This window comes from Agarivorans albus, assembly GCF_019670105.1.
Taxonomy (GTDB): Bacteria; Pseudomonadota; Gammaproteobacteria; order Enterobacterales; family Celerinatantimonadaceae; genus Agarivorans; species Agarivorans albus.
In genome coordinates, this window is the sequence record NZ_AP023032.1 from 4,396,340 (window position 1) to 4,415,990 (window position 19,651).

The 19,651-nt window shown below is 45.4% G+C and carries 17 protein-coding genes; 8 read left to right on the forward strand and 9 right to left on the reverse strand.

Annotated features, from left to right (window positions below; genetic code table 11):
- Positions 1 to 44: 44 nt before the first annotated feature.
- A complete protein-coding gene (locus tag K5620_RS19865; protein ID WP_215426409.1) occupies positions 45 to 731 on the reverse strand; it encodes a substrate-binding periplasmic protein in 687 nt (228 codons plus the stop codon).
- A gap of 552 nt (positions 732 to 1,283) precedes the next feature.
- Between K5620_RS19865 and K5620_RS19870 the strand changes: the two genes are divergently transcribed.
- On the forward strand, positions 1,284 to 2,474 hold the full coding sequence (locus K5620_RS19870; protein WP_016401952.1) for an ROK family transcriptional regulator: 1,191 nt from the start codon (positions 1,284 to 1,286) through the stop codon (positions 2,472 to 2,474).
- Between the two features lie 53 nt (positions 2,475 to 2,527).
- Here the strand turns inward: K5620_RS19870 and K5620_RS19875 are convergent, their stop codons facing one another.
- From K5620_RS19875 to K5620_RS19885, 3 genes are read right to left on the reverse strand one after another with little or no spacing between them, the layout of a single operon-like run.
- On the reverse strand, positions 2,528 to 2,947 hold the full coding sequence (locus K5620_RS19875) for a YeeE/YedE family protein (RefSeq protein WP_016401953.1): 420 nt from the start codon (positions 2,945 to 2,947) through the stop codon (positions 2,528 to 2,530).
- Positions 2,940 to 3,359 (reverse strand): YeeE/YedE family protein, encoded by a 420-nt coding sequence (locus tag K5620_RS19880; protein WP_016401954.1) that lies wholly within the window; start codon positions 3,357 to 3,359, stop codon positions 2,940 to 2,942. The genes K5620_RS19875 and K5620_RS19880 overlap by 8 nt, the downstream gene beginning before the upstream one ends.
- 19 nt (positions 3,360 to 3,378) lie before the next feature.
- Positions 3,379 to 3,675, reverse strand: coding sequence for an ArsR/SmtB family transcription factor (locus K5620_RS19885; protein ID WP_016401955.1), 297 nt, complete (start codon positions 3,673 to 3,675; stop codon positions 3,379 to 3,381).
- 232 nt (positions 3,676 to 3,907) lie between these two features.
- Between K5620_RS19885 and K5620_RS19890 the strand changes: the two genes are divergently transcribed.
- Positions 3,908 to 5,590 (forward strand): FAD-dependent oxidoreductase, encoded by a 1,683-nt coding sequence (locus K5620_RS19890; protein ID WP_016401956.1) that lies wholly within the window; start codon positions 3,908 to 3,910, stop codon positions 5,588 to 5,590.
- A 68-nt stretch (positions 5,591 to 5,658) separates the two neighbouring features.
- On the opposite strand, the gene K5620_RS19895 is transcribed toward K5620_RS19890, so the two are convergent.
- The gene (locus K5620_RS19895; RefSeq protein ID WP_016401957.1) at positions 5,659 to 7,983 is read right to left on the reverse strand and encodes a starch-binding protein; all 2,325 of its coding nucleotides are present in this window, start codon (positions 7,981 to 7,983) and stop codon (positions 5,659 to 5,661) included.
- Positions 7,984 to 8,447: 464 nt separating this feature from the next.
- Here K5620_RS19895 and K5620_RS19900 point away from each other — a divergent pair, with 464 nt between their 5' ends.
- On the forward strand, positions 8,448 to 10,088 hold the full coding sequence (locus K5620_RS19900) for a glycoside hydrolase family 13 protein (protein ID WP_016401958.1): 1,641 nt from the start codon (positions 8,448 to 8,450) through the stop codon (positions 10,086 to 10,088).
- Positions 10,089 to 10,177: 89 nt separating this feature from the next.
- On the opposite strand, the gene K5620_RS19905 is transcribed toward K5620_RS19900, so the two are convergent.
- A complete protein-coding gene (locus K5620_RS19905; RefSeq protein ID WP_016401959.1) occupies positions 10,178 to 10,465 on the reverse strand; it encodes a DUF2498 family protein in 288 nt (95 codons plus the stop codon).
- 91 nt (positions 10,466 to 10,556) lie between these two features.
- Entirely contained in the window at positions 10,557 to 11,447 is an 891-nt protein-coding gene (locus K5620_RS19910) for a DMT family transporter (protein WP_016401960.1), read from the reverse strand.
- A 465-nt stretch (positions 11,448 to 11,912) separates the two neighbouring features.
- On the opposite strand from K5620_RS19910, the gene K5620_RS19915 reads away from it, so the two are divergent.
- From K5620_RS19915 to yegD, 4 genes are all read left to right on the forward strand, one after another.
- Positions 11,913 to 12,788: an AraC family transcriptional regulator gene (locus tag K5620_RS19915; RefSeq protein ID WP_016401961.1), complete on the forward strand. Its 876-nt coding sequence runs from the start codon at positions 11,913 to 11,915 to the stop codon at positions 12,786 to 12,788.
- A 16-nt stretch (positions 12,789 to 12,804) separates the two neighbouring features.
- Positions 12,805 to 13,704, forward strand: coding sequence for a transglutaminase-like domain-containing protein (locus K5620_RS19920; RefSeq protein ID WP_016401962.1), 900 nt, complete (start codon positions 12,805 to 12,807; stop codon positions 13,702 to 13,704).
- A 70-nt stretch (positions 13,705 to 13,774) separates the two neighbouring features.
- A complete protein-coding gene (locus K5620_RS19925; protein WP_016401963.1) occupies positions 13,775 to 14,200 on the forward strand; it encodes a hypothetical protein in 426 nt (141 codons plus the stop codon).
- Between the two features lie 91 nt (positions 14,201 to 14,291).
- Positions 14,292 to 15,659 carry a molecular chaperone gene (yegD, locus tag K5620_RS19930; protein ID WP_040307215.1) on the forward strand — a complete coding sequence of 456 codons (1,368 nt, stop codon included), beginning with the start codon at positions 14,292 to 14,294 and terminating at the stop codon, positions 15,657 to 15,659.
- 4 nt (positions 15,660 to 15,663) lie between these two features.
- Here yegD and K5620_RS19935 read toward each other — a convergent pair whose 3' ends face one another.
- Positions 15,664 to 16,920 (reverse strand): sensor domain-containing diguanylate cyclase, encoded by a 1,257-nt coding sequence (locus K5620_RS19935; RefSeq protein WP_016401965.1) that lies wholly within the window; start codon positions 16,918 to 16,920, stop codon positions 15,664 to 15,666.
- Positions 16,921 to 17,057: 137 nt separating this feature from the next.
- Here K5620_RS19935 and K5620_RS19940 point away from each other — a divergent pair, with 137 nt between their 5' ends.
- Positions 17,058 to 17,696: a hypothetical protein gene (locus K5620_RS19940; protein WP_016401966.1), complete on the forward strand. Its 639-nt coding sequence runs from the start codon at positions 17,058 to 17,060 to the stop codon at positions 17,694 to 17,696.
- A gap of 57 nt (positions 17,697 to 17,753) precedes the next feature.
- On the opposite strand, the gene K5620_RS19945 is transcribed toward K5620_RS19940, so the two are convergent.
- A complete protein-coding gene (locus K5620_RS19945) occupies positions 17,754 to 19,580 on the reverse strand; it encodes an ABC transporter ATP-binding protein (protein WP_016401967.1) in 1,827 nt (608 codons plus the stop codon).
- Positions 19,581 to 19,651: the final 71 nt, after the last annotated feature.

The window sequence follows — 19,651 nt, forward strand, 5'->3', positions numbered from 1 at the left end:
TGGGCTTTTTACTTGCAACACTATTTGTAAAACAACGAGTCAAACTACCTACAAACATCTAAAGCAGCGTTAAATCGTTGTAAAAAATCAGGCCGCTGTTCTAGCCATTCGGCAGAGAAATAACTCGATAGATTAGCTTGGCTTAGGTGGCGAGTTTCAATGTTGCGAGTAACGTGCCCGTGGCTTTGTTCATGTGCATAAATTTCGTGGGGCGCCACTATCGCGTCGATACGTTCTAACTGCAATAATTCAAACAAAATATGGTAGTCATAGCGGGTATGAATATTGGGGTATTCGTGCTTGGATAACCAACGGTGCATCGCCGAGCCATGCAATACACCTATTTTCAGCCCTTTCATTTCAGGGCTGTGCACTTCGGTATCAATCTTTTGCACACTAAAAAGACTGCGATAAGTAACAATCAAAGGCTCACTGGCAATGGCAAGCTGGTCTCTTTCTGCGGTACGGTTTAACACAAAAACACCATCAAATAATCCCGCCTGCAGCTCCTTAAATGCACGATTAATCGGCCTAACGTCAACCTGATAAGGCTGCCCCAATTCAATTAAACTGCATTGCATCACATCAATCATTGAGCCACTTAAAGCATCACCATTCACCACTTGATAGGGAGGCAAGTGATGAGTAGCCAAACGCAGAGTATCCGCTTGGCTTAGCGCAGAGCCAGCTAGCAACAATCCTAAGCAACACCATCCTATGCACTTAACCAAACAATTATCCTTCAAAATCCAGTTGGTAGCTCTTAAATATTAGTCGTTTAAGTAAGCACCTATGGCTTTTTTTTAAGCTCAAGGGCTTTTTTTTAAGCTCAAGGGCTTTTTTTCAGAACGTGACCGCAGACACGCTTAAAAAATCTGTTAATAGAACAACCAAGTTTCATAATTTCTTATAACAAATTTAACGAATAAGCTTTAAGCATCTTGAACATTTTTTCAGCAAATGTGAGCTGTAGGGCTGATATGTTCAAGGTAGAAGTGAACGCCGTTCTCTTCAGGCCTAGTAATGTGTCAATGCATTACTAGTAGCATTTTCCTTTCCTTTCTGGATGAATTACCAAGACCCGCCTTTTACGGCGGGATTTTTTTGCTTGAAGCTCCGCCTTAATTACAATATTGTCATTATCATCTTTGAGACGCTTAACTCAGCCTTTGACAAGGAATTTAGATAAGCGTGACAGAAATAACAAATCACCAAGAAAGAGATTCTTATTCCCTTTAAAACGCGTATTTTTGAAATGGAAGTAGTTACTTAGCCGATTCAGTATGAAAAAAATCACCGATACCGAACTAATTAGAAGTGCCAATCGCCGAGACATTATTCAAACTCTGCGCCTCCATGGTGAACTGGCACGTGTAGAAATTGGCGACCACACCAAATTAAGTCCCGCAACCATCACTTCAATCACCTCTGAGCTGGTTCAACAAGGCTTAATTATTGAGCAGAATGTAGTGCTAGATCCCAGCGGTGGACGCGGTAGGCCAAAAGTAAAACTACAACTGAATAACCAAGCAGCCTTCTATCTAGCCATAAAGCTATCGATTAACGAAGTGCGCTTTATGCTGGGAGATACCTCTGGCACCATCGTTGCGCAAGCGACTCAAGCAATGTTAACGGTCACGCTAAACCAAGAACAACTGGTTGATGCCCTGTCTAAAGCCATCGAAGAGTTTATTCAGCATAATGAGGTTAAACGCAGTAAACTGCGCGGCCTTGGCTTAGCAGTGCAAGGGGTTATAGAAACACAAGGTAAGGGCATATTGTGGAGCCCGGCCATCAAGGGTAAGCAGCTGGAACTGGTTGAGCAACTGCAGCTCAAAAGTCAGCTACCGGTGTTTATTGCCAACGACGCTAATTGCCTCGCCGTTGCCTTAACTCAACTGCCTAAATACAGCAAACTGGATAATCTAGTTGCTATCCAATTAGGCTATGGGGTTGGCATGGGCTTAATTGTTAACGGCGAGCTTTATCAAGATGCCAGTGCTGCCACTACCGAATTTGGCCATACCAAATTTAGTTTAAATGGCCCGCAATGCCGTTGTGGCGGTCGAGGTTGTATCGAGGCCTATGTAGGTGATTACGCGATTTACCGCGACGCCAGTGCCATTTACAACTTGCCACCCACCGACATGCTGCACCCTTCAGAAAAACAGATGCTCGACTTAAACCAACTGACCGAGCAAGACAATCCAGCAATGGCGCAGATTTTCTCCCAAGCGGGTACCGTGTTAGGCATGGGTTTAGCCAACATAATGGCACTATTTAACCCACAAAAAATTGTTATATCTGGTCCGGGAATTCGCGCATACGAACACATGAAAGAGTCGATGCTGCGCACCTTACACGACAACTTGTTGCCTTACCACCAAGCTGAGAACGTGGTGGAAAAACACAATTGGGACGAAGATATGGCGGGCCTTGGCATGATAACCATCATGCAGCAACATACCGACTAAACCACTAAGCAGAAAAAAGGGAGCGGCAAGCTCCCCTGTTAGTTGCGTTTCGTTTAAGCGCGAGAGAATAGGCGTTTGCTTAAGTAATGCCCCAATAACATGCTCAACAAAAACCAATAAATAGCAGCTTCTCCACGCAGCAAACTGGCCACCGCAGGCCCAGGGCAAATTCCTACCATTCCCCAACCAACACCAAAGATAATCGAGCCAATGATCAGTTTAGGGCTAATCGCTTTAAGCGTAGAGCATTGAATAGGCTCGCCATTTACCGCATGGCTTCTTGGTTTAATCAGAAAATGATAAAAAGGTACAAACACCAATAAGGCACCACCTATAACAAAGGCCAAGCTAGCATCCCAATTGCCGCTTACATCTAAGAAGTTAAGCACTTTATAGGGGTTAACCATTTGCGATACATTCATGCCCAAACCAAATAATAAACCGGTGATTAAGCCAACCACTACTTTAAACATAAGCACCTCCTGCTAACCAAACCACAACCGCAGCACTAAGCATGAATACCATAGTGGCTACAATAGAGCGCAGCGAAAAACGGCCAATGCCGCAAATGCCGTGGCCACTGGTACAGCCATTTGCTAGCTGGGTACCAACGCCAACCGCAAAACCACCAGCCAGCAGCCAAGTTAATGAATAGTTAGGTAAAGCGGCTTCGCTTAAACCCAGCAAGGGGTTAAACAATAAACTCGCAGCCATCGCAGCAATAAACGCTACTCGCCATGGCCATTCACTCTTTGATGCACCAAAAATCCCGCCTAATATGCCGCTAATACCACCTGTACGGCCACTAAGCAGCAATAGCAATGATACCGACAGGCCTAACAACATTCCGCCAACTAAGGCGCTCCCAGGGCTAAATTCGGTCATTAATCTCTCCACTATTTAATCAATTACAAAATTGCTGCTGCAAACTAGCTAACAAGCTTTTCACTCTAGTGTCAGCCAAGGAATAAAACACCGTTTGCGCCTGTTTACGCACTGCTACCAAGCCTTGTTCTCGCAGCACTTTTAAGTGCTGAGAAAAAGCAGATTGACTCTTGTTACTGTGAGCCAATAGCTCCCCTACACTCATTTCCCCATCGCACAATAAACACAACACAACTAAACGATCTGGATGAGCAATGGTTTTGAGATAGTCGCTAACCACACTAGCTTGCTCATGCAACACTTCATGACTTTGCATACACACCTCCTCGATAGGCTGAATTATACGAGCATCACTAAATTAGTCAAATCTAATTTAAATAAAACTTAATTAGATAATTGCAATTTAGATTTATCTAATATAAATTAATCACCAATGACTAATGAGCAAATCTGTCACTAACGATCCACATCAATAGCTTAGTGAGAGAACTTGATTAAGCTTTTGCTCATTCTCTAACAGAAAAGAGTTTTTAATACTGGAGACAAGCATGACAAAGATTTTGATCATAGGCGGAGTAGCAGGCGGTGCCTCGGCTGCAGCACGTGCAAGACGTTTAAGTGAAGACGCAGAAATCATTATGTTTGAAAGAGGTCCCTACATCTCTTTTGCTAACTGTGGTTTGCCCTACCATATTGGCGGCGACATTGAGCAACGTGATGCTTTGTTACTGCAAACTCCAGAGAGCTTTAAAGCACGATTTAATGTAGATGTGCGAGTAATGAACGAAGTGGTAAGCATTAACCGCCAAGACAAAACCCTCACTATTCGCAATTTAAATACTCAAGAAAACTACCAGGAAAGTTACGACAAATTGGTATTAAGCCCAGGCGCCTCACCCATCGTTCCGCCAATTCCTGGTATTCAAAACTCACGCACCTTCTCGCTGCGTAACATACCTGATATGGATAAAATCATTGCTAGCATCGAACATAATCAGCCAAAACATGCCACGGTAGTTGGCGGTGGATTCATTGGTATCGAAATGGCTGAAGCCCTTATTCAACGTGGCATTAACACCAGTTTGGTTGAGTTATCACAACAAGTGATGGCGCCGGTAGACAGCGAAATGGCCGCGCCTCTTCACCAAGAGATGCAACACCATGGAGTAGATTTACGCCTTGGCGTAGCGTTAGAAGCCGTGTTTCCAAGCCAACAACAAGCCGCCGATGAGCTAGCCAGTGTTGACGAACAAGGTTTAGAACTGCGTTTGAGCAATGGCGACCTATTAGAAACAGAATTACTGATTATGGCCATTGGTGTAAAACCAGAAACCAGCTTAGCCCGCCAAGCTAACTTAAACATCGGCGAACTAGGTGGAATACAGGTAAACAGCCAACTACAAACCTCTGATCCCGATATCTACGCAGTGGGCGATGCCATTGAAGATCCAGAATTTGTTACTGGTGATGCGGCACTTATTCCTTTAGCAGGCCCGGCAAACCGCCAAGGCCGCATGGTGGCTAACAACATTTTTGGCGCAGGCGAGCATTATAAACGCAGCCAAGGTACCGCCATTTGCAAAATCTTTGATTTAGCTGTGGCCTCTACAGGTCTTAATGAGAAAACCTTGCAGCGCAAAGGCTTAGCTTATGAAAAAGTGTATGTACACGCAGCCAGTCATGCGGGCTACTACCCTGGCGCGCATCCCATCAATTTAAAGCTACTATTCAATCCAGCTAATGGTGCAATTTTGGGCGCACAAGCAGTCGGTAAAGATGGCGTAGATAAACGCATCGACGTAATCGCTGTGGCCCAGCGCGCCGGTCTTACAGTATTTGACTTGCAAGATTTAGAGCTCACTTATGCTCCTCCGTTTGGCAGTGCCAAAGATGTCGTCAATCAAGCTGGTTTTGTCGCAGCCAATAGCATTCAAGGAGATACTCGCCTTTGCCACAGCGACGAAATCAACCAACCAAGCGCAGAGCAGCTAGTGCTTGATGTACGAAATCCTGAAGAGTTAGAAAAGCTAGGAGCAATTCCTGGTGCGGTTAATATTCCCGTAGATCAACTTAGAGAGCGTATTAACGAGCTGCCTAAAGATAAAGAGATCTTGGTGTATTGCATGGTAGGTTTGCGCGGCAACGTAGCTTATCGCCAATTGGTTAATCACGGTTTTAAAGCTAAGAACCTTACCGGTGGCTATAAAACCTGGTTAGCCGCCAAGGCATAAAACCGAGTCAACAGGTACAAAAAAGCCCGGTGTAAACCGGGCAAAAAGCTGAGACGCATAAAAACAATTTACTGCGCGTTTACCGTAATATCTTTGGTAGCGCTATTGAAGTTGATGCGATAAGTAGTGTTATCAGACACTTGGTAATCCGCATTTGGATACGCTTCTGTCCAGTTACCACTATCTATCTTAAAGCGCGCTGGTGCTTCTTCACCATTAAAGCTTTGAACGGTGTAGTACAAGCCACTAGCACTATCGTAATCAAGTTGAGTTGTTCCCCAAGCATTTGGCGTACCGCGGAAGTACCATACTTCGTCGCCGCCGTTGTCAGGGTTTCCACCAACACAGTTCGTTGCAGCTACCCAGCTACCTTGGGCATAACACAATACATCACCCGTAGTATTTAGGTCTGCCGTTTGATTAGCGCCGCTATCATTAAAGATAATGTTTAAGCTGCTTAGCTTAGTGCCAAAGTCGTGGCAGTAGTAGCCACCTTTTTGCACCATTGCCACACCTGGCCATTGCGCATTGGCAACCGAGGTTTCAGCGGAAACAGACCAGTAGTAAAGTGTTGGATTGCTAAAGCCAGCTTGGTTGTCGTAGCAAACTTCTGTGCCACCTACAGGATCTGGAATCGAGCCGCTAATTTCAAAGCCACAAGCCTCTAAACTGCTCCAGCTACCGTCTTTGTAACAACCGGCACCCGCTGCAGTTAAGTCAGCCGTTTTATTAGCACCGTTGTTGCTGAAGATAGCATTGATGCTGGTAAGTGTGACACCGAGATCATGACAATAGAAATCGCCGTTCTTCTGCATGGCGACACCAGGCCAAGTTGCATTGGCAAGGCTGCCAGCAGGCTGTGCTCCCCAGTAGTACAGAGTAGGTAGGTTTTCTGATGTACAAATAGAGCTAGCCGCCACTGGCGTAGCGGGTTGTGGGTCAGTTCCACAGTTAGAAGTACATGGGCAATCTGCACCAGTACAAACATCACCAATTTTTGCACCAACATGAATTGCTGCAGCTTGGTCGCCGCCCACAGTAAAGTTAGCTTGACCACCACTCACCGTAATCACCGACTGACCACTTGAATCAGCAGCAGCGTTACATTGACCAGTACTTTCATCAAAGTTAGCTTCGATAATGTTACAGTACTGCCCGTCTGGCATGCCTGTATCAAAGCTTTGATTAATTGAGCTACCGTAACGTTTGTTGATAACAACAAAACCTAAGCCGCCACGCCCGAAGGCAATTTGGTCGTTACCACCCTGCCACCAATTGGTAATACTCCACTCACCAGCAGTATGGTTACGGAAGCCCACCATGTTAGCAATGCCGCGCCACTTGTGCTCACACACCCAGTTGCCACCGTCAAAACCACAGGCATTACCAGTATGTACGCCGCTACTAGGTGGACCTGCATCAAAGTCACCGTTGAAGTAGTAACCAGACATAATTTTTGGGTAACCATAAGGGTAGGCTAGCGCAAAAACGTTCGCTAAGAAGTAGCCGTCACCTTGAACACCATGCCAGATTGGGCCACCTGGATTATGCCGTTCTTCATCGTGGTTGGTCACAAAGGTCACCGCATCGGCGCTAGATAGCTCCATTTGGTTGCCTAAATCACGTAACCACGCGATATTGCTATCACGAAAAGCAGGGCCTAACTTACGGGCAAATTCAAACTCAGTAACATCACCAATGTAAGTATATTCGGTTGGACGAACAGGTTCTCCAGGAGCCCCAATCACTTCTTGGAAGATGTAAGGGTTACCGTTTAACTTGCCTTTAATCGCAGCAATATCACCTGCCGGAATGTGCTTGGCTGCATCAATACGAAAACCTGCTACACCCATACTTATCGCATCATTCATATAATCTGCGATTTTTTGGCGAACATACTCTGAGCCAGTTTTAAGGTCATTTAGCCCCACCAAATCACAGTTTTGTACCTGCCAGCGATTTCCGTAATCGATATCACTGGTACAAGAGTTAAAGTCATTTGGTCCGTAAGGTACTTCAGGGAAGTTTCTATCGTAGGCTGCCATGTGGTTAATTACGGCATCTACGTAGATATCTACCCCAACGTTTTTACAACGCTGTACCATATCTTGGAACTGACCGCGGCTACCACTGCGTCCTTCAAAGGAATAGCTAACCGGTTGGTAGCGGCTCCACCACGCGCCAGCGTTGTGAGACTTAGTTGGAGGTGAGACTTGCACGGCGGCAAATCCTTTAGGTCCTAGAAAGGTTTCACACTCTTGTGCAATGTCTTCCCATTTCCATTCGAAGAGGTGTACAAAGGCGGTTCTTGGTGCCGCCGTGACGCTGGACGCATAGCCCAACGCCGCACCAGCTAGCAGAGCGCTAGTGGCGAGTTTGCTGAATTTTCTCATTGTTACTTTCCCATGTAATCTTAGAGCGTCTCTTTAAGACTCAACTCATCACCACTCTTTGGTGTTTTGCGATGAGGGGCAGACTAACCACTGGAAAGAACCACAAGTAAAACACAACCTTAACTATCCATAGTTAATTTACCGCTTTTTTAATCTACGCTTAATTTTTGAACGATGAAGACAAGCGCTCACTTATTGAGCATTAGCTCACAAAGATCTTTGTTTTTGGTTAATGATGTTTGACAGCGATCAAAATTCGAACAAATACCCTGATATTTAAGCCAAGAAACTCCAAACACAAATTATTTAACTGCAAACTTTAAGTTCCAGCTTTTGCTAAAACAGCCCTGAAAGGCCTATAAACAGTAGGGTTTGTAAAATTTCATGACAGTAATTACTAACTACTCTAAGCACCAAAGAGCTATTACAATGACCTTAATTCATAGCAGTAAAAGAATTTAATCATGAACCAACAATGGTGGCATTCGGCAGTTGTTTATCAGGTTTACCCGCGTAGTTTTTGTGATAGTAGCGGCGATGGCAACGGCGATTTAAAAGGTATTATTAGCAAGCTAGATTATCTGGAAAAGCTGGGCATTGATCTTATTTGGCTATCGCCTGTTTATCTTTCTCCAATGAAAGACAATGGTTACGACATTGCCGACTACCAGGCCATAGACCCGCGCTTTGGCGACATGAACGATATGCGCCAGTTAATCCATCAAGCTAAACAGCGTAACATCGGCATAATGATGGACTTGGTACTTAACCATACCTCCGACCAGCATCATTGGTTTAAGCAAGCAAAACAAAGCCGAGATAACCCCTACCGCGATTATTATATTTGGCGAGACCAAACTAATCAGATCCGCTCCATTTTTAGTGGCCCTGCCTGGCAATATGATCCCGTCACTAGCCAGTATTACTTCCACCTGTTTGCCGATGCTCAGCCCGATCTCAACTGGGAAAATCCAGCCGTAGCAAAAGAAATTCATCAAATGATTTCTTGGTGGGTAGAGCAAGGCGTGGCTGGCTTCCGTTTAGATGTGATTGATTTAATTGGCAAACAAATTGACCAAGGTATTACCGAGAATGGTCCGCGTTTACACCCGCTATTACAGCAAATGCATCAAGCTTGTTTCAAAGGTAAAAAGCTGGTGACCGTGGGCGAAACTTGGGGAGCCACACCCGAGATAGCCAAGTTGTATTCCGATCCGCGTCGCGAAGAGCTGTCGATGGTATTTCAGTTCGAACACGCCGCCTTAGACTGGCACCCCGAACATGGAAAGTGGCAAGTACAAGATTTTGATTTAATTGCCTTAAAAAAGGTGCTTAGCAAATGGCAAACCGCCTTTGATGGCGATGGCTGGAACGCCCTATTCTGGAACAATCACGACTTACCACGCATTGTTAGTCGCTGGGGTAATGATGGCGAATACCGCGAAGCCAGTGCCAAGTTGTTTGCTACGCTGCTGCATGGCATGCAAGGCACCCCTTACATTTATCAAGGCGAAGAAATCGCCATGACCAACGTACAATTTGCCGAGCTAAGTGATTACGATGACATAGAAATTAAAAACAGTTACCAAGAAAAAGTGGTAGAGCAACAAAGCTTAAGTCATCAGCAATTTATGCAAGGTGTGTATCAAAGCGCCCGTGATAATGCCCGCACTCCCATGCAGTGGGATAACTCTGACAACGCTGGCTTTAGTTGTGGGCAGCCGTGGCTCAAGCTTAATCCTAACTATCAGCAAATAAATGTTGCTAATGCGCTTGCCAATCAACACTCGGTGTTTTATCACTACCAACGCTTAATCGCACTGCGAAAATCCAGCAAATTTGGCGATACCTTGGTCTATGGCAGCTACCAATTATTATTGGAAGAGCACCCTCATATATTCGCTTATATTCGCCAATATAAGGAGCAAAGCTTGCTAATTGTTGCCAATGTCAGCCAACAGACTCAAACCTTGAGTTTAGATTATAAGCTTGCAGAAGTGGTGCTGGATAACCTTCAGCCGGAGGATGAATCGGAAGTCGGAGTAGATTTAGCTCAGCTTAACTTAGCGCCCTACCAAGCCATTATCTATTTGCTAGCGGATTAATTAGCGATACAAAAAACCAGCTAAGCGATTGCCTTAACAATACTTAGCGCCTTACTAGGCGGTAATCTATGCGCTAAGTAGCTACAAGCTTATTCGCTAAGGGTGTATTGCTCGGATAGGCGATGACACAGCCATTTGTACAAGTTAAAAGCTTTTGGGCTATTACTTGTAGGTAATAAGTCATCGTCTAAAAAGGCTTCACCCTTAAAGGTAAGCACATCACGCTGTTGTGATACTTCGCGAACTTCTATTCCAGGAATATAGTCTTCGTGCTCGCGCAGTAGCTGATTGGCCAGATCAATCAAATCTTGTTGGCTTATTGCTTGTTTAGTCATCACACCATGAGTAATTGGGTAAATATGAATTTTAGCATACACAGATGTAGCCACTTACCCTAGCGTCAAGATCAAAACTTGTGGCGCTTTTCTCAGCTTAAAAAACTGAGATAAAACGCAATAAGCCAAGCAACTAAGTTGCCTTTTTCTTACCACGCCATTGCTGTATCAATAAGCCACTAATAATTAACACTAAACCCAAGTATGTTGCAGGTTCTATCACTTCGTTCAAAAAATAGCTGATAAAAAACAGCGACAAAAACGGGGAAATAAAAATAAGGTTACTAATACGCGCGGTGTTGTTAGTAAATTTTAATGCTAATACCCAGCATACAAAGGCAATGCCCATTTCAAACAAACCTACATAAGCCGCGCCTAACCAAGCTTTAGCGTTAAAGCTGGGTAAGCCATCACTCCACCAACAGTAAGCTAGTACCATTGGCAGGCTAAAACAGAAGGCCACCAGCAAACTCGCCACCGGATCGCCAGAGTTACGGGTATTAATAATCCAATAGCCTGCCCACAACAAGGTGCTAAACAGTGCCAGCAGAACGCCTAGCACACTGTCAAATTGCATGCTGAGCAAATCACCTCGCGTTGCAATCACCAACACCCCAAAATAGCCTAAGGCCATGGCAAGCAGATCTTGCTTACGCAACTGCTGCTTTAAAAAGGGGACTGCCAGCAAAGCCAAGGTAATTGCCCAGGTATAATTAAGTGACTGAGCTTGCTGGGCCGGCAATAAGTCATAGGCTTTGAACAGTACTAAATAATAAAGGAAGGGATTTATAGCACCTACCAGCAAAAAGAAGCCGGGCCGCTGCTTAGCGTAGCTTAACGCTAAAGGCAGTTTGCGTTGCCATAACAACACACCACTTAACAGCAAAATTGAAGTGACTGAAGCCAGCAATACCAATTGAATGGGGCTTAACCACTGCAGTGCTAATTTAAAAGCAGTGGCCACCGTAGACCACATTAACACTGCACTTATGCCAAATGCATAGGCTTTAGTTTGTGAATTCATTATTACTATACTATTTCCGACCAAGGGGCTCAGTGTATTCGGCATAACTGGCTAGAACAAGCCTTTAAAGTTTCAAGGTCTGTGACTAGGGTCTGGTGATCTTTGCTGATGGTTTTTGCAGCAATTAATTAGCCATTTAGTCAAGGCAGTGAGTGTGCAGTTAAGTGGGCTTAATAATCACTCGCTAACGCTGAATAAATGACTAAGAAATGCTGCCCGAAGGGATCGGATAAGCGAACTTTACTCTTTGTTAAGCACTTCTTGCTTAGCCCACTAGGCTTCAAAGTGCTCGCCGCGATTAAAGCCCGCTTATCTCGAACAAAATTTCAACACCAAAGATCAACAGACCCTAGTAAGGCATCTATAAGTGCTTGAAGAATTTAGCTTAAGCAATGCGCAAGAATGGAAAAGAAAATAACTCACAAACTGGCTAAACTGATTTGAAGTCAAATAATTGAGTCAAATATGGCAAGCCAACAACAGCGAATCAATACGGTCAAAAGACAAGTAGAGCAAACTCTTGATAGCCAGCTGGATATTGATCAGCTGGCTGCTTTAGCCTGTGTTTCGCGCTTTCATTTTTGTCGGCTATTTCATGCCTATGTGGGTGAAAGCATTTATGCTTATCGCAAGCGTTTGTTGCTAGAGCGTTCGTTAAATCACCTTAGGTTTAGTCAACAAAGCTTAGTCGATATCGCCAATCAAAGCGGCTATCAAAACCAAGCATCCTTTAACAAAGCGTTTAAACAACAGTTTGAGCAAACACCACTTCAAGTAAGAAATCAGGGCTGGCTTCCACTTTCTCCAGAACAATCTAACAAGCTTACCCCTCAAGCAGTCAGCCAAGTTGAGGTAATAGATCTCGCGCCACAAGCGGTATTATGTTCACGAGAACGAGGTCCTTATACACTAGCTGCCCCCAAAGCCTGGCGACAGCTATTTAGGGCTTGCAATAAAGTGGGTTTAGATACTCAGCAAAGCACTATGATTGGTGTCTCCTACGATGATCCTAAAGTTACCCATCCGGAGCAAGTGCGTTTTGATGCGTGCTTAAGTTTGCCAATGGAGCAAACAAACCACGCCCGCTTGCCCTGCACTTCACAACTTGCCGAACTGGGCATTCAACAACTAACTTTGCCTGGCGGTAAGTTCGCCAAGCTGCGCCACCACGGAGGTTACGCCAGCATACCCAACAGCTATCAAGTGCTGCTGCGCGACTGGCTGCCGCAGTCAAGCTATCAGCTTCGAGACGCCAATTGCTTAGAGATCTACCACAATAAAACAGCCGATAGCATCCCTGAGCAATCCCTAATAACAGACCTTCTATTGCCCATTAACTAGCCAAAGGCAAGCACCCATGAGCCCTTCAATTAATTACGCCAGTTTTAGTGAGTTTAGTGACCCCAAAAACTATTTGCCGCAACTGCCAGATTGCCAAGCAGATATCGCAGAACTGGTTAAGTGCGTGCAAAACAACTTAGTTCATCCCTATTGGTTACAACACTACCAACTCGACCCAGATTTCACCCAGCGCCTAGATGAAATGCAAACTCGCAGCGTGCAGCAAAAGCTAAAGCGCTTAAGCAATAACGAAGGGCCGCTGCTTGCGGACAAACCAGCTAACCAAAGAATGCTCGGAAATTGCCGAGATTTCGCCTTGTTGCTCTGCACATTATTACGCGCTCAAGGTATTGCAGCGCGCTTGCGCTGTGGTTTTGCCGCCTACCTCGGCATGCACCCTTACGAAGACCATTGGATATGTGAATATTGGCACAAGCAGCAACAACGTTGGATAAAAGTAGACGCCCAGCTTGATGCCAAGCAACAAGCGCTATTGAACATTACGTTTGATCCACTAGACCTGCCAAATGAGCAATTTATTTACGCAGGCTCTGCCTGGCAACTATGCCGACGAGAACCAGAGCGCGCCCAGCAGTTTGGCATTTTGAGCATCACTGGCTGGCCGTTGCTGCAGGGCAACTTACTGCGCGACATATTTGCCCTAAGTAAAATCGAGTTACTTGCCTGGGACAGCGGTTGGGGACTCAACAAACACTATTTTGAATACAGCCAAGCTAAGCAAGAACTACAGCTACTAGATACACTGGCAGAGCTAAGCGCTAAGTCCTTAGCCGAGCAAGCTTTAGCACAATCGAAAGGCCAAGAGCTGGCTTTTCCCGCTAACTGGCAATGGCAGCTTGCCCCAAGCATTGAAGACTTGTTGCAACAACACAACAGCATTGTGGAGACCGACTAAACTCTCATTGACAAACAACACTATTAAGCTATATTTCGCGCTATTAATAGAATACAAAGTAACTGCAATAATGCTCCACCACCGCAAAGCTCTTAGCCTAGTGCTGTTGTTTAGCCTTAACGCTTGTAACAGCAATAAGCCACTTACGAGCGAAGATTACTCCCTCTATAGCCGCTACACCCTAGATAACCAAAGCAATTACAATCTCAGCTTCAGCAGTGAGCTAAGCTCGCAAATAGAGGCGGTAGACAAGCAATTGCTCCAAGGCCAAATCGTCTCAGGTGAACGCAAACAAATACTGGCTTTCTTTGACCTTAGCCAGGCCACTAATCCCCCTTCAAGTAGTTTTAAGCAGCTACAGCTATATGCTGATTCTGGCCACGGTGAACAGCTGGTTTATCAACAAGTCGATGACGAGCACTGGCAATTGCAGCGCAGCGACAGCAATCAAGAAAACTACGTACTGACTATTATTGACGCCGATTTAAACTGGTAAATTCGCTAAAACTGAAGCTCTGAAACGCTATACTCAGGACGGTAATTTTGCTACTCTGCGCGACCTTTTTTGCAGGTATAAGGCCTTGGTTATGAGTCATTCAATTGCGGGTTTCGATTTTGGAACGTCCAACTGTGCGGTTGGTGTAATGCAAGGTAAACAAGCGCAATTAGTCAGGCTTCCCGAGCACGGCAATTATATGCCCTCTACCTTATTTGCCCCCCAATCAGAGATGATTTGTGCGTGGTTATATCAGCAATTAGACGCTCAAGGTAAGGCCCAGGCTTATCAGCAAGCACGTGGTAACCAGCTAAGTGCCAGTTTACGCGCCTTAAAAGAACTCAAACTTGACGGTTACGACGAGCACCTAAGCTTTGGCCAACAAGCGCTAAAAGAATACCTCGTCGACCCCGCCGATTGTTATTACGTGCGCTCCCCCAAGTCATTTTTGGGTGCTAGCGGTATTCGCGAGCGTCAACAGCAACAGTTTGAAGATATTGCCGCCGCCATGATGTGGCACATAAGCCAGCAAGTGAAACAAAGTGGTCAAGCCGAACTGGCTAAGGTGGTAATCGGTCGCCCAGTTAACTTCCAAGGTTTAAACAGCGAAGTAAGCAACCAACAAGCCATCACTATACTTAGCAATGCAGCCCGTTTTGTTGGCTTTAAGCAGGTAGAGTTTTTGTATGAGCCGATGGCAGCTGGTTTAAGCTATCAACAGCAATTACAGCGAGAACAACGTGTATTAGTGATAGATATTGGCGGTGGTACCAGCGATGTATCGATGCTAATTATGGGGCCAAACTACCTTGCCGAGCGAGATCATCAAGACTTAGTACTAGGTTACAACGGCGAGCGCATTGGCGGTAACGACTTCGATATAGCTTTAAATTTTGAAACCCTAATGCCCAGCCTAGGCGCCAAGCTTAACTTGGCCAGTGGCCAGCCAATGCCAATTAAGCCTTTTTGGGATGCAGCTGCAATTAATGACTTCCCAGCGCAAACCCGTTTCTACGAAAAAGATACCCGCCTGTTATTGCAGCGCTTACTGAAAGAGCCGCAATTAAGCCCACTTAAAGGTTTGCTACGCCTAAGCACAGAGCGACAAACCTACCAGCTAAGTGCCTGTGCAGAGCAAGCAAAAATTGCGTTAAGCGAAGCGAGTACGACCACTGTGGATTTGTCTTACTTACTGGAGCAACTAGAAGTAAACGTCACTCAAGAGGCTTACCAGCAGGCAGCTGAACGACTGCTTAACAGTATTGCTGCACTTAGTGACGATGTTATCGCGCAAGCAGGTTGCCAACCCGAGGCGATATTCTTAACTGGCGGTAGCGCCAATTCACCCATGGTTAAAAACTTTTTAGCCAAACGCTATCAAGCACCTTTAATTAGCGGGGATAACTTTGGTAGCGTAACCAGCGGCTTAACCTTGTGGGCCGACCATATCTTTGAATAAATACCTATAGCTCATAAACTTGCGGCGCTAATTCCACCCGGTTTTTGCCGCGCTCTTTGGCAATATATAAAGCGCTGTCGGCACGAGCAACCAGCGCTTCTGGGCTAGAATCATAGCTAGTTAACATAGCCAACCCCAAACTCACGGTGGTGCTAAATTTATGCTCATCTTTAGTCACTTCAAGCTCGGCTAAATGCTCTCGGACTCGATCGGCTATTAGTAGTGCCTGCTCTTGCACTGTATTAGGCAACAATAACAAAAACTCCTCTCCGCCCCAGCGACATAAATAATCACCGTTTCGCAGCACCTTTAAGCTTTCTATGGCAAATAACCGTAAGGCTTCATCACCGGCAGAATGACCAAATCGATCATTAATTTGTTTAAAGTTATCAATGTCTAACAAGATACAACATAAGGGCTGTAGCGAGCGTTTGCTAATGGCAAACTCTTCCGTAAGGGTCTCACTCATGGAGCGCCGATTCATTAATCCAGTGAGCGGATCATGATTTGCCTGAAACTCTAAACGTCGCTGATCATGATGTTGCTGCGTCACATCCATCATCAACGACTGCACAGCAGGTATGCCATTCCACTTCACCACCGCTTCACTAATGTGCAACCAAGCAGATGTACCATCACGGCGAACATTTTCAGTGACAACACTATTGCTATCCACCTCACCTTGAATCAAGCGTTCATGTAACTGAATAGCTTGTTGTTGGTTTTCTTCGGGGATAATAGACAATAGGCTGTCCAACTTAAGCACTGCTTCTGGACTGTCATAACCCAGAATATTGGCCATCGCTTGGTTGCAATAAAGCGGTTCAAAAAAACGGTGTACCATAATCCCCTGCAAAGAAGACTCTGTTAACAAACGATAACGTTGCTCACTTTGCTGTAGCTTTTTCTCCGCGGCAATTTGTGGTGAAAAATCCACTAGGGTAATTTGCAAGGCAGGTTTGCCCTGCCACTCGGTGAGGTGATCAATAGTTAACACCGAGAATTGCTCACCGTCTCGATTATAGTTTTCGTAGACCCTTACTTTTGGCCGCGCTTGGCCACTCATTACTGCCTCGTAAGCGCTAATCGCTTCGTCGCGATCATCTTCAGCAATCAGTTCCAGTAAAGAAGGCAAGGCCATAATATCTTCAGCGCTATCGTAACCGAACATTTGAGCATAGCGTTCGTCAGCGAACAGCGGTACAAAGTCCCGGTGGATCACTATTCCGTAATAAGCACTAATGTCAGAAACTTTGCCCATACTTAACCATATTTTAATTAAGGTAATTTAAGCGTAGTCAGGCACAAGGATGAACTCAACTACCGGTGACTAACTACCACTTAATTAATAGTACTGTTACATTGCTACTAGCTTTGCGATAAACCTGAGGAAAACCAATGAGAACCCTGTTAACAGCCTGCTTGTTAATACTCGGCCTAAGTAATCTCTCCCTGGCCAATGCCAATGAGTCTTCAGCCATGCTTGAATCAGATTCTCCTCAACTTAATATGCAGTTACAGGTAGAAGTGATAGGGATTGATAAAGCTGCCGCTCAGGCATCACAAGCTTTGCGAGCCATCGCCGATAGCGTTAATCAACTTGCTAGCAATCCAGAACTTAGCCCAGAGCAACAACAGCACTTTCAGCAAACCCTTAACGCGGTAGAGCAGCTAAGCCAACAGCTAGATAGCAGCTTAAAGCAACTGCCCGATACCGTCGCGCAAAGCACCAAACCCATTGTGAACTTAGCCGATAAGCTATCCAGTGAAGTGCAATTTTGGGTAATGATCATCTTAATCAGTTTGGTGATAATCATTATTGTCGCTTTGTTAGCAATTTACTTTAGTGTGCTGGCACCAACTAGCCGAGCAGTGCTTAGCGCCACCGGACAACTTAACCAGCTGGCCTCTAGCTTAAAAACAACGGCAGAATTAGTCGAGAAAACCGCCGCTCAAAATCAACATTTGTTGGAGCACTTAAAGCCGGCACCACAGCGATTTAGTCAGCGCCAGCGGGCTAAAGCTGCCACTAAATAACTCTGTACAACAAAAAAGCCAGCATCTCTGCTGGCTTTTCAAAACTAGCAATCAGGCTTAGTCACCCAAGAAACCACCAGTTTGATGTGCCCAAAGCTGACTATAAATACCGTCACCTTTGATTAACTCGGCATGGCTGCCTTGCTCTACAATCTCGCCTTTATCTAGCACAATTAAACGGTCCATGGCGGCAATCGTTGATAAGCGGTGCGCAATTGCGATCACCGTTTTACCTTCCATCAACTGATTCAAACTGGTTTGAATTGCCGCTTCTACTTCAGAATCTAGCGCCGAAGTCGCTTCGTCTAAGACTAAAATAGGCGCATCTTTTAGCAGTACCCGGGTAATCGCAATTCGCTGGCGCTGACCGCCCGAAAGCTTAACTCCGCGCTCGCCTACATGGGCGTCGTAACCAGTACGACCGTCTTGATCGCTAAGGCTTAAAATAAACTCATGGGCTTTAGCTTGCTTGGCAGCCTCAATCATTTGCTCTTCGCTTGCGTCGGGACGCCCATACAAAATATTGTCGCGCACCGAGCGATGCAGTAGCGACGTATCTTGCGTCACCATACCAATTTGCGCTCGCAGGCTATCTTGGGTCACTTGGCTAATATCTTGATCGTCGATCAAAATAGCGCCGCCTTCCACATCATGAAAACGCAGCAATAAATTAACCAAGGTGGTTTTACCGGCACCCGAACGCCCTACTAGGCCAATCTTTTCACCCGCTTTAATTTGCAAGTTAAGCTTATCAATCACGCCACTTTGCTCACCGTAGTGAAAGCGAATATCGCGATAATGAATGCGGCTTTCGGTCACCTTAATTGGCTTGGCATCCTTTTTATCGGTAATAGTTTGCTTGGTAGTTAAGGTAGTCATGCCATCGGCCACGGTGCCAATGTTTTCAAACAAAGAACCAATTTCCCACATAATCCATTGCGCCATACCATTAAGGCGTAATACCAAGGCAATCGCTACTGCAATAGCGCCCACCGATACATCGCCCAAGGTCCACAAGTAAATAGACAAAGCAGCAATACCAAAGGTAAGCAGGTAATTAGACAGTTGCACCGAAAAGTTAAGGCCAGTCACCAAACGCATTTGTTTGTGCACGGTAACCAAAAAAGCGTCCATCCCTTCTTGGGCATAATCGGCTTCACGTTGGCTATGCGAAAACAGCTTTACCGTTGCGATGTTGGTGTAGCTATCAACAATTCGACCACTCATTAATGAGCGGGCATTAGCCTGTTCGGTAGAAATGCGTTTTAGCTTAGGCACAAAGTACAACTGCACCCCAATATAAGCACAAAGCCACAGTAACATCGGCCATATGAGTCGAATATCGGCTTGTGCCACCAGTACCACCATGGCGGCAAAATAAACCAAGATGTACACCATCAGGTCGAGCAGCTTCATCACTGTTTCGCGCACAGCTAGTGAGGTTTGCATAACTTTAGTGGCTACTCGTCCGGCAAAGTCATTAGCAAAAAATGACACGCTCTGGCGCAGCAAATAACGGTGAGCCGACCAGCGAATCGCCATTGGGAAATTGCCCAACAAGGCTTGGTGAATCAACAGAGAATCCAGCAAGATCAGCAGCGGCATTACCACCAACAAGGTGAGCCCCATCATCCATAAGGTTGCAGCCTCTTCGCTGAAAAAGGTAGCGGGATCTTTAGTGCCCAGCCAATCAACCAATTGCCCCATAAAACCAAACAAAGCAACTTCGCAAATAGCAATTAAGGCCGATACCACCGACATAAATAACAAAGGCTTACCCATGCCAGCACAATAGTGACGACAGAATTGATATAAACCTTTAGGTGGTTGTTTAGGCTCTTGTTTTGGAAATGGAACGGTGAGCCCTTCAAAAAAACTAAACATCTAGACATTCCTTGTAATAAATCTTGGTGTTACAACGAATTAACTCGCATTTGTACTGTAGCGTACTTTGT

Excerpts from the sequence above, each read along its gene's own strand:
- K5620_RS19870 (WP_016401952.1), top strand. The coding sequence starts at position 1,284 with ATGAAAAAAATCACCGATACCGAACTAATTAGAAGTGCCAATCGCCGA.
- K5620_RS19875 (WP_016401953.1), bottom strand. The coding sequence starts at position 2,947 with ATGTTTAAAGTAGTGGTTGGCTTAATCACCGGTTTATTATTTGGTTTG.
- K5620_RS19880 (WP_016401954.1), bottom strand. The coding sequence starts at position 3,359 with ATGACCGAATTTAGCCCTGGGAGCGCCTTAGTTGGCGGAATGTTGTTA.
- K5620_RS19885 (WP_016401955.1), bottom strand. The coding sequence starts at position 3,675 with ATGCAAAGTCATGAAGTGTTGCATGAGCAAGCTAGTGTGGTTAGCGAC.
- K5620_RS19890 (WP_016401956.1), top strand. The coding sequence starts at position 3,908 with ATGACAAAGATTTTGATCATAGGCGGAGTAGCAGGCGGTGCCTCGGCT.
- K5620_RS19895 (WP_016401957.1), bottom strand. The coding sequence starts at position 7,983 with ATGAGAAAATTCAGCAAACTCGCCACTAGCGCTCTGCTAGCTGGTGCG.
- K5620_RS19900 (WP_016401958.1), top strand. The coding sequence starts at position 8,448 with ATGAACCAACAATGGTGGCATTCGGCAGTTGTTTATCAGGTTTACCCG.
- K5620_RS19910 (WP_016401960.1), bottom strand. The coding sequence starts at position 11,447 with ATGAATTCACAAACTAAAGCCTATGCATTTGGCATAAGTGCAGTGTTA.
- K5620_RS19915 (WP_016401961.1), top strand. The coding sequence starts at position 11,913 with ATGGCAAGCCAACAACAGCGAATCAATACGGTCAAAAGACAAGTAGAG.
- K5620_RS19920 (WP_016401962.1), top strand. The coding sequence starts at position 12,805 with ATGAGCCCTTCAATTAATTACGCCAGTTTTAGTGAGTTTAGTGACCCC.
- K5620_RS19925 (WP_016401963.1), top strand. The coding sequence starts at position 13,775 with ATGCTCCACCACCGCAAAGCTCTTAGCCTAGTGCTGTTGTTTAGCCTT.
- yegD (WP_040307215.1), top strand. The coding sequence starts at position 14,292 with ATGAGTCATTCAATTGCGGGTTTCGATTTTGGAACGTCCAACTGTGCG.
- K5620_RS19935 (WP_016401965.1), bottom strand. The coding sequence starts at position 16,920 with ATGGGCAAAGTTTCTGACATTAGTGCTTATTACGGAATAGTGATCCAC.
- K5620_RS19940 (WP_016401966.1), top strand. The coding sequence starts at position 17,058 with ATGAGAACCCTGTTAACAGCCTGCTTGTTAATACTCGGCCTAAGTAAT.
- K5620_RS19945 (WP_016401967.1), bottom strand. The coding sequence starts at position 19,580 with ATGTTTAGTTTTTTTGAAGGGCTCACCGTTCCATTTCCAAAACAAGAG.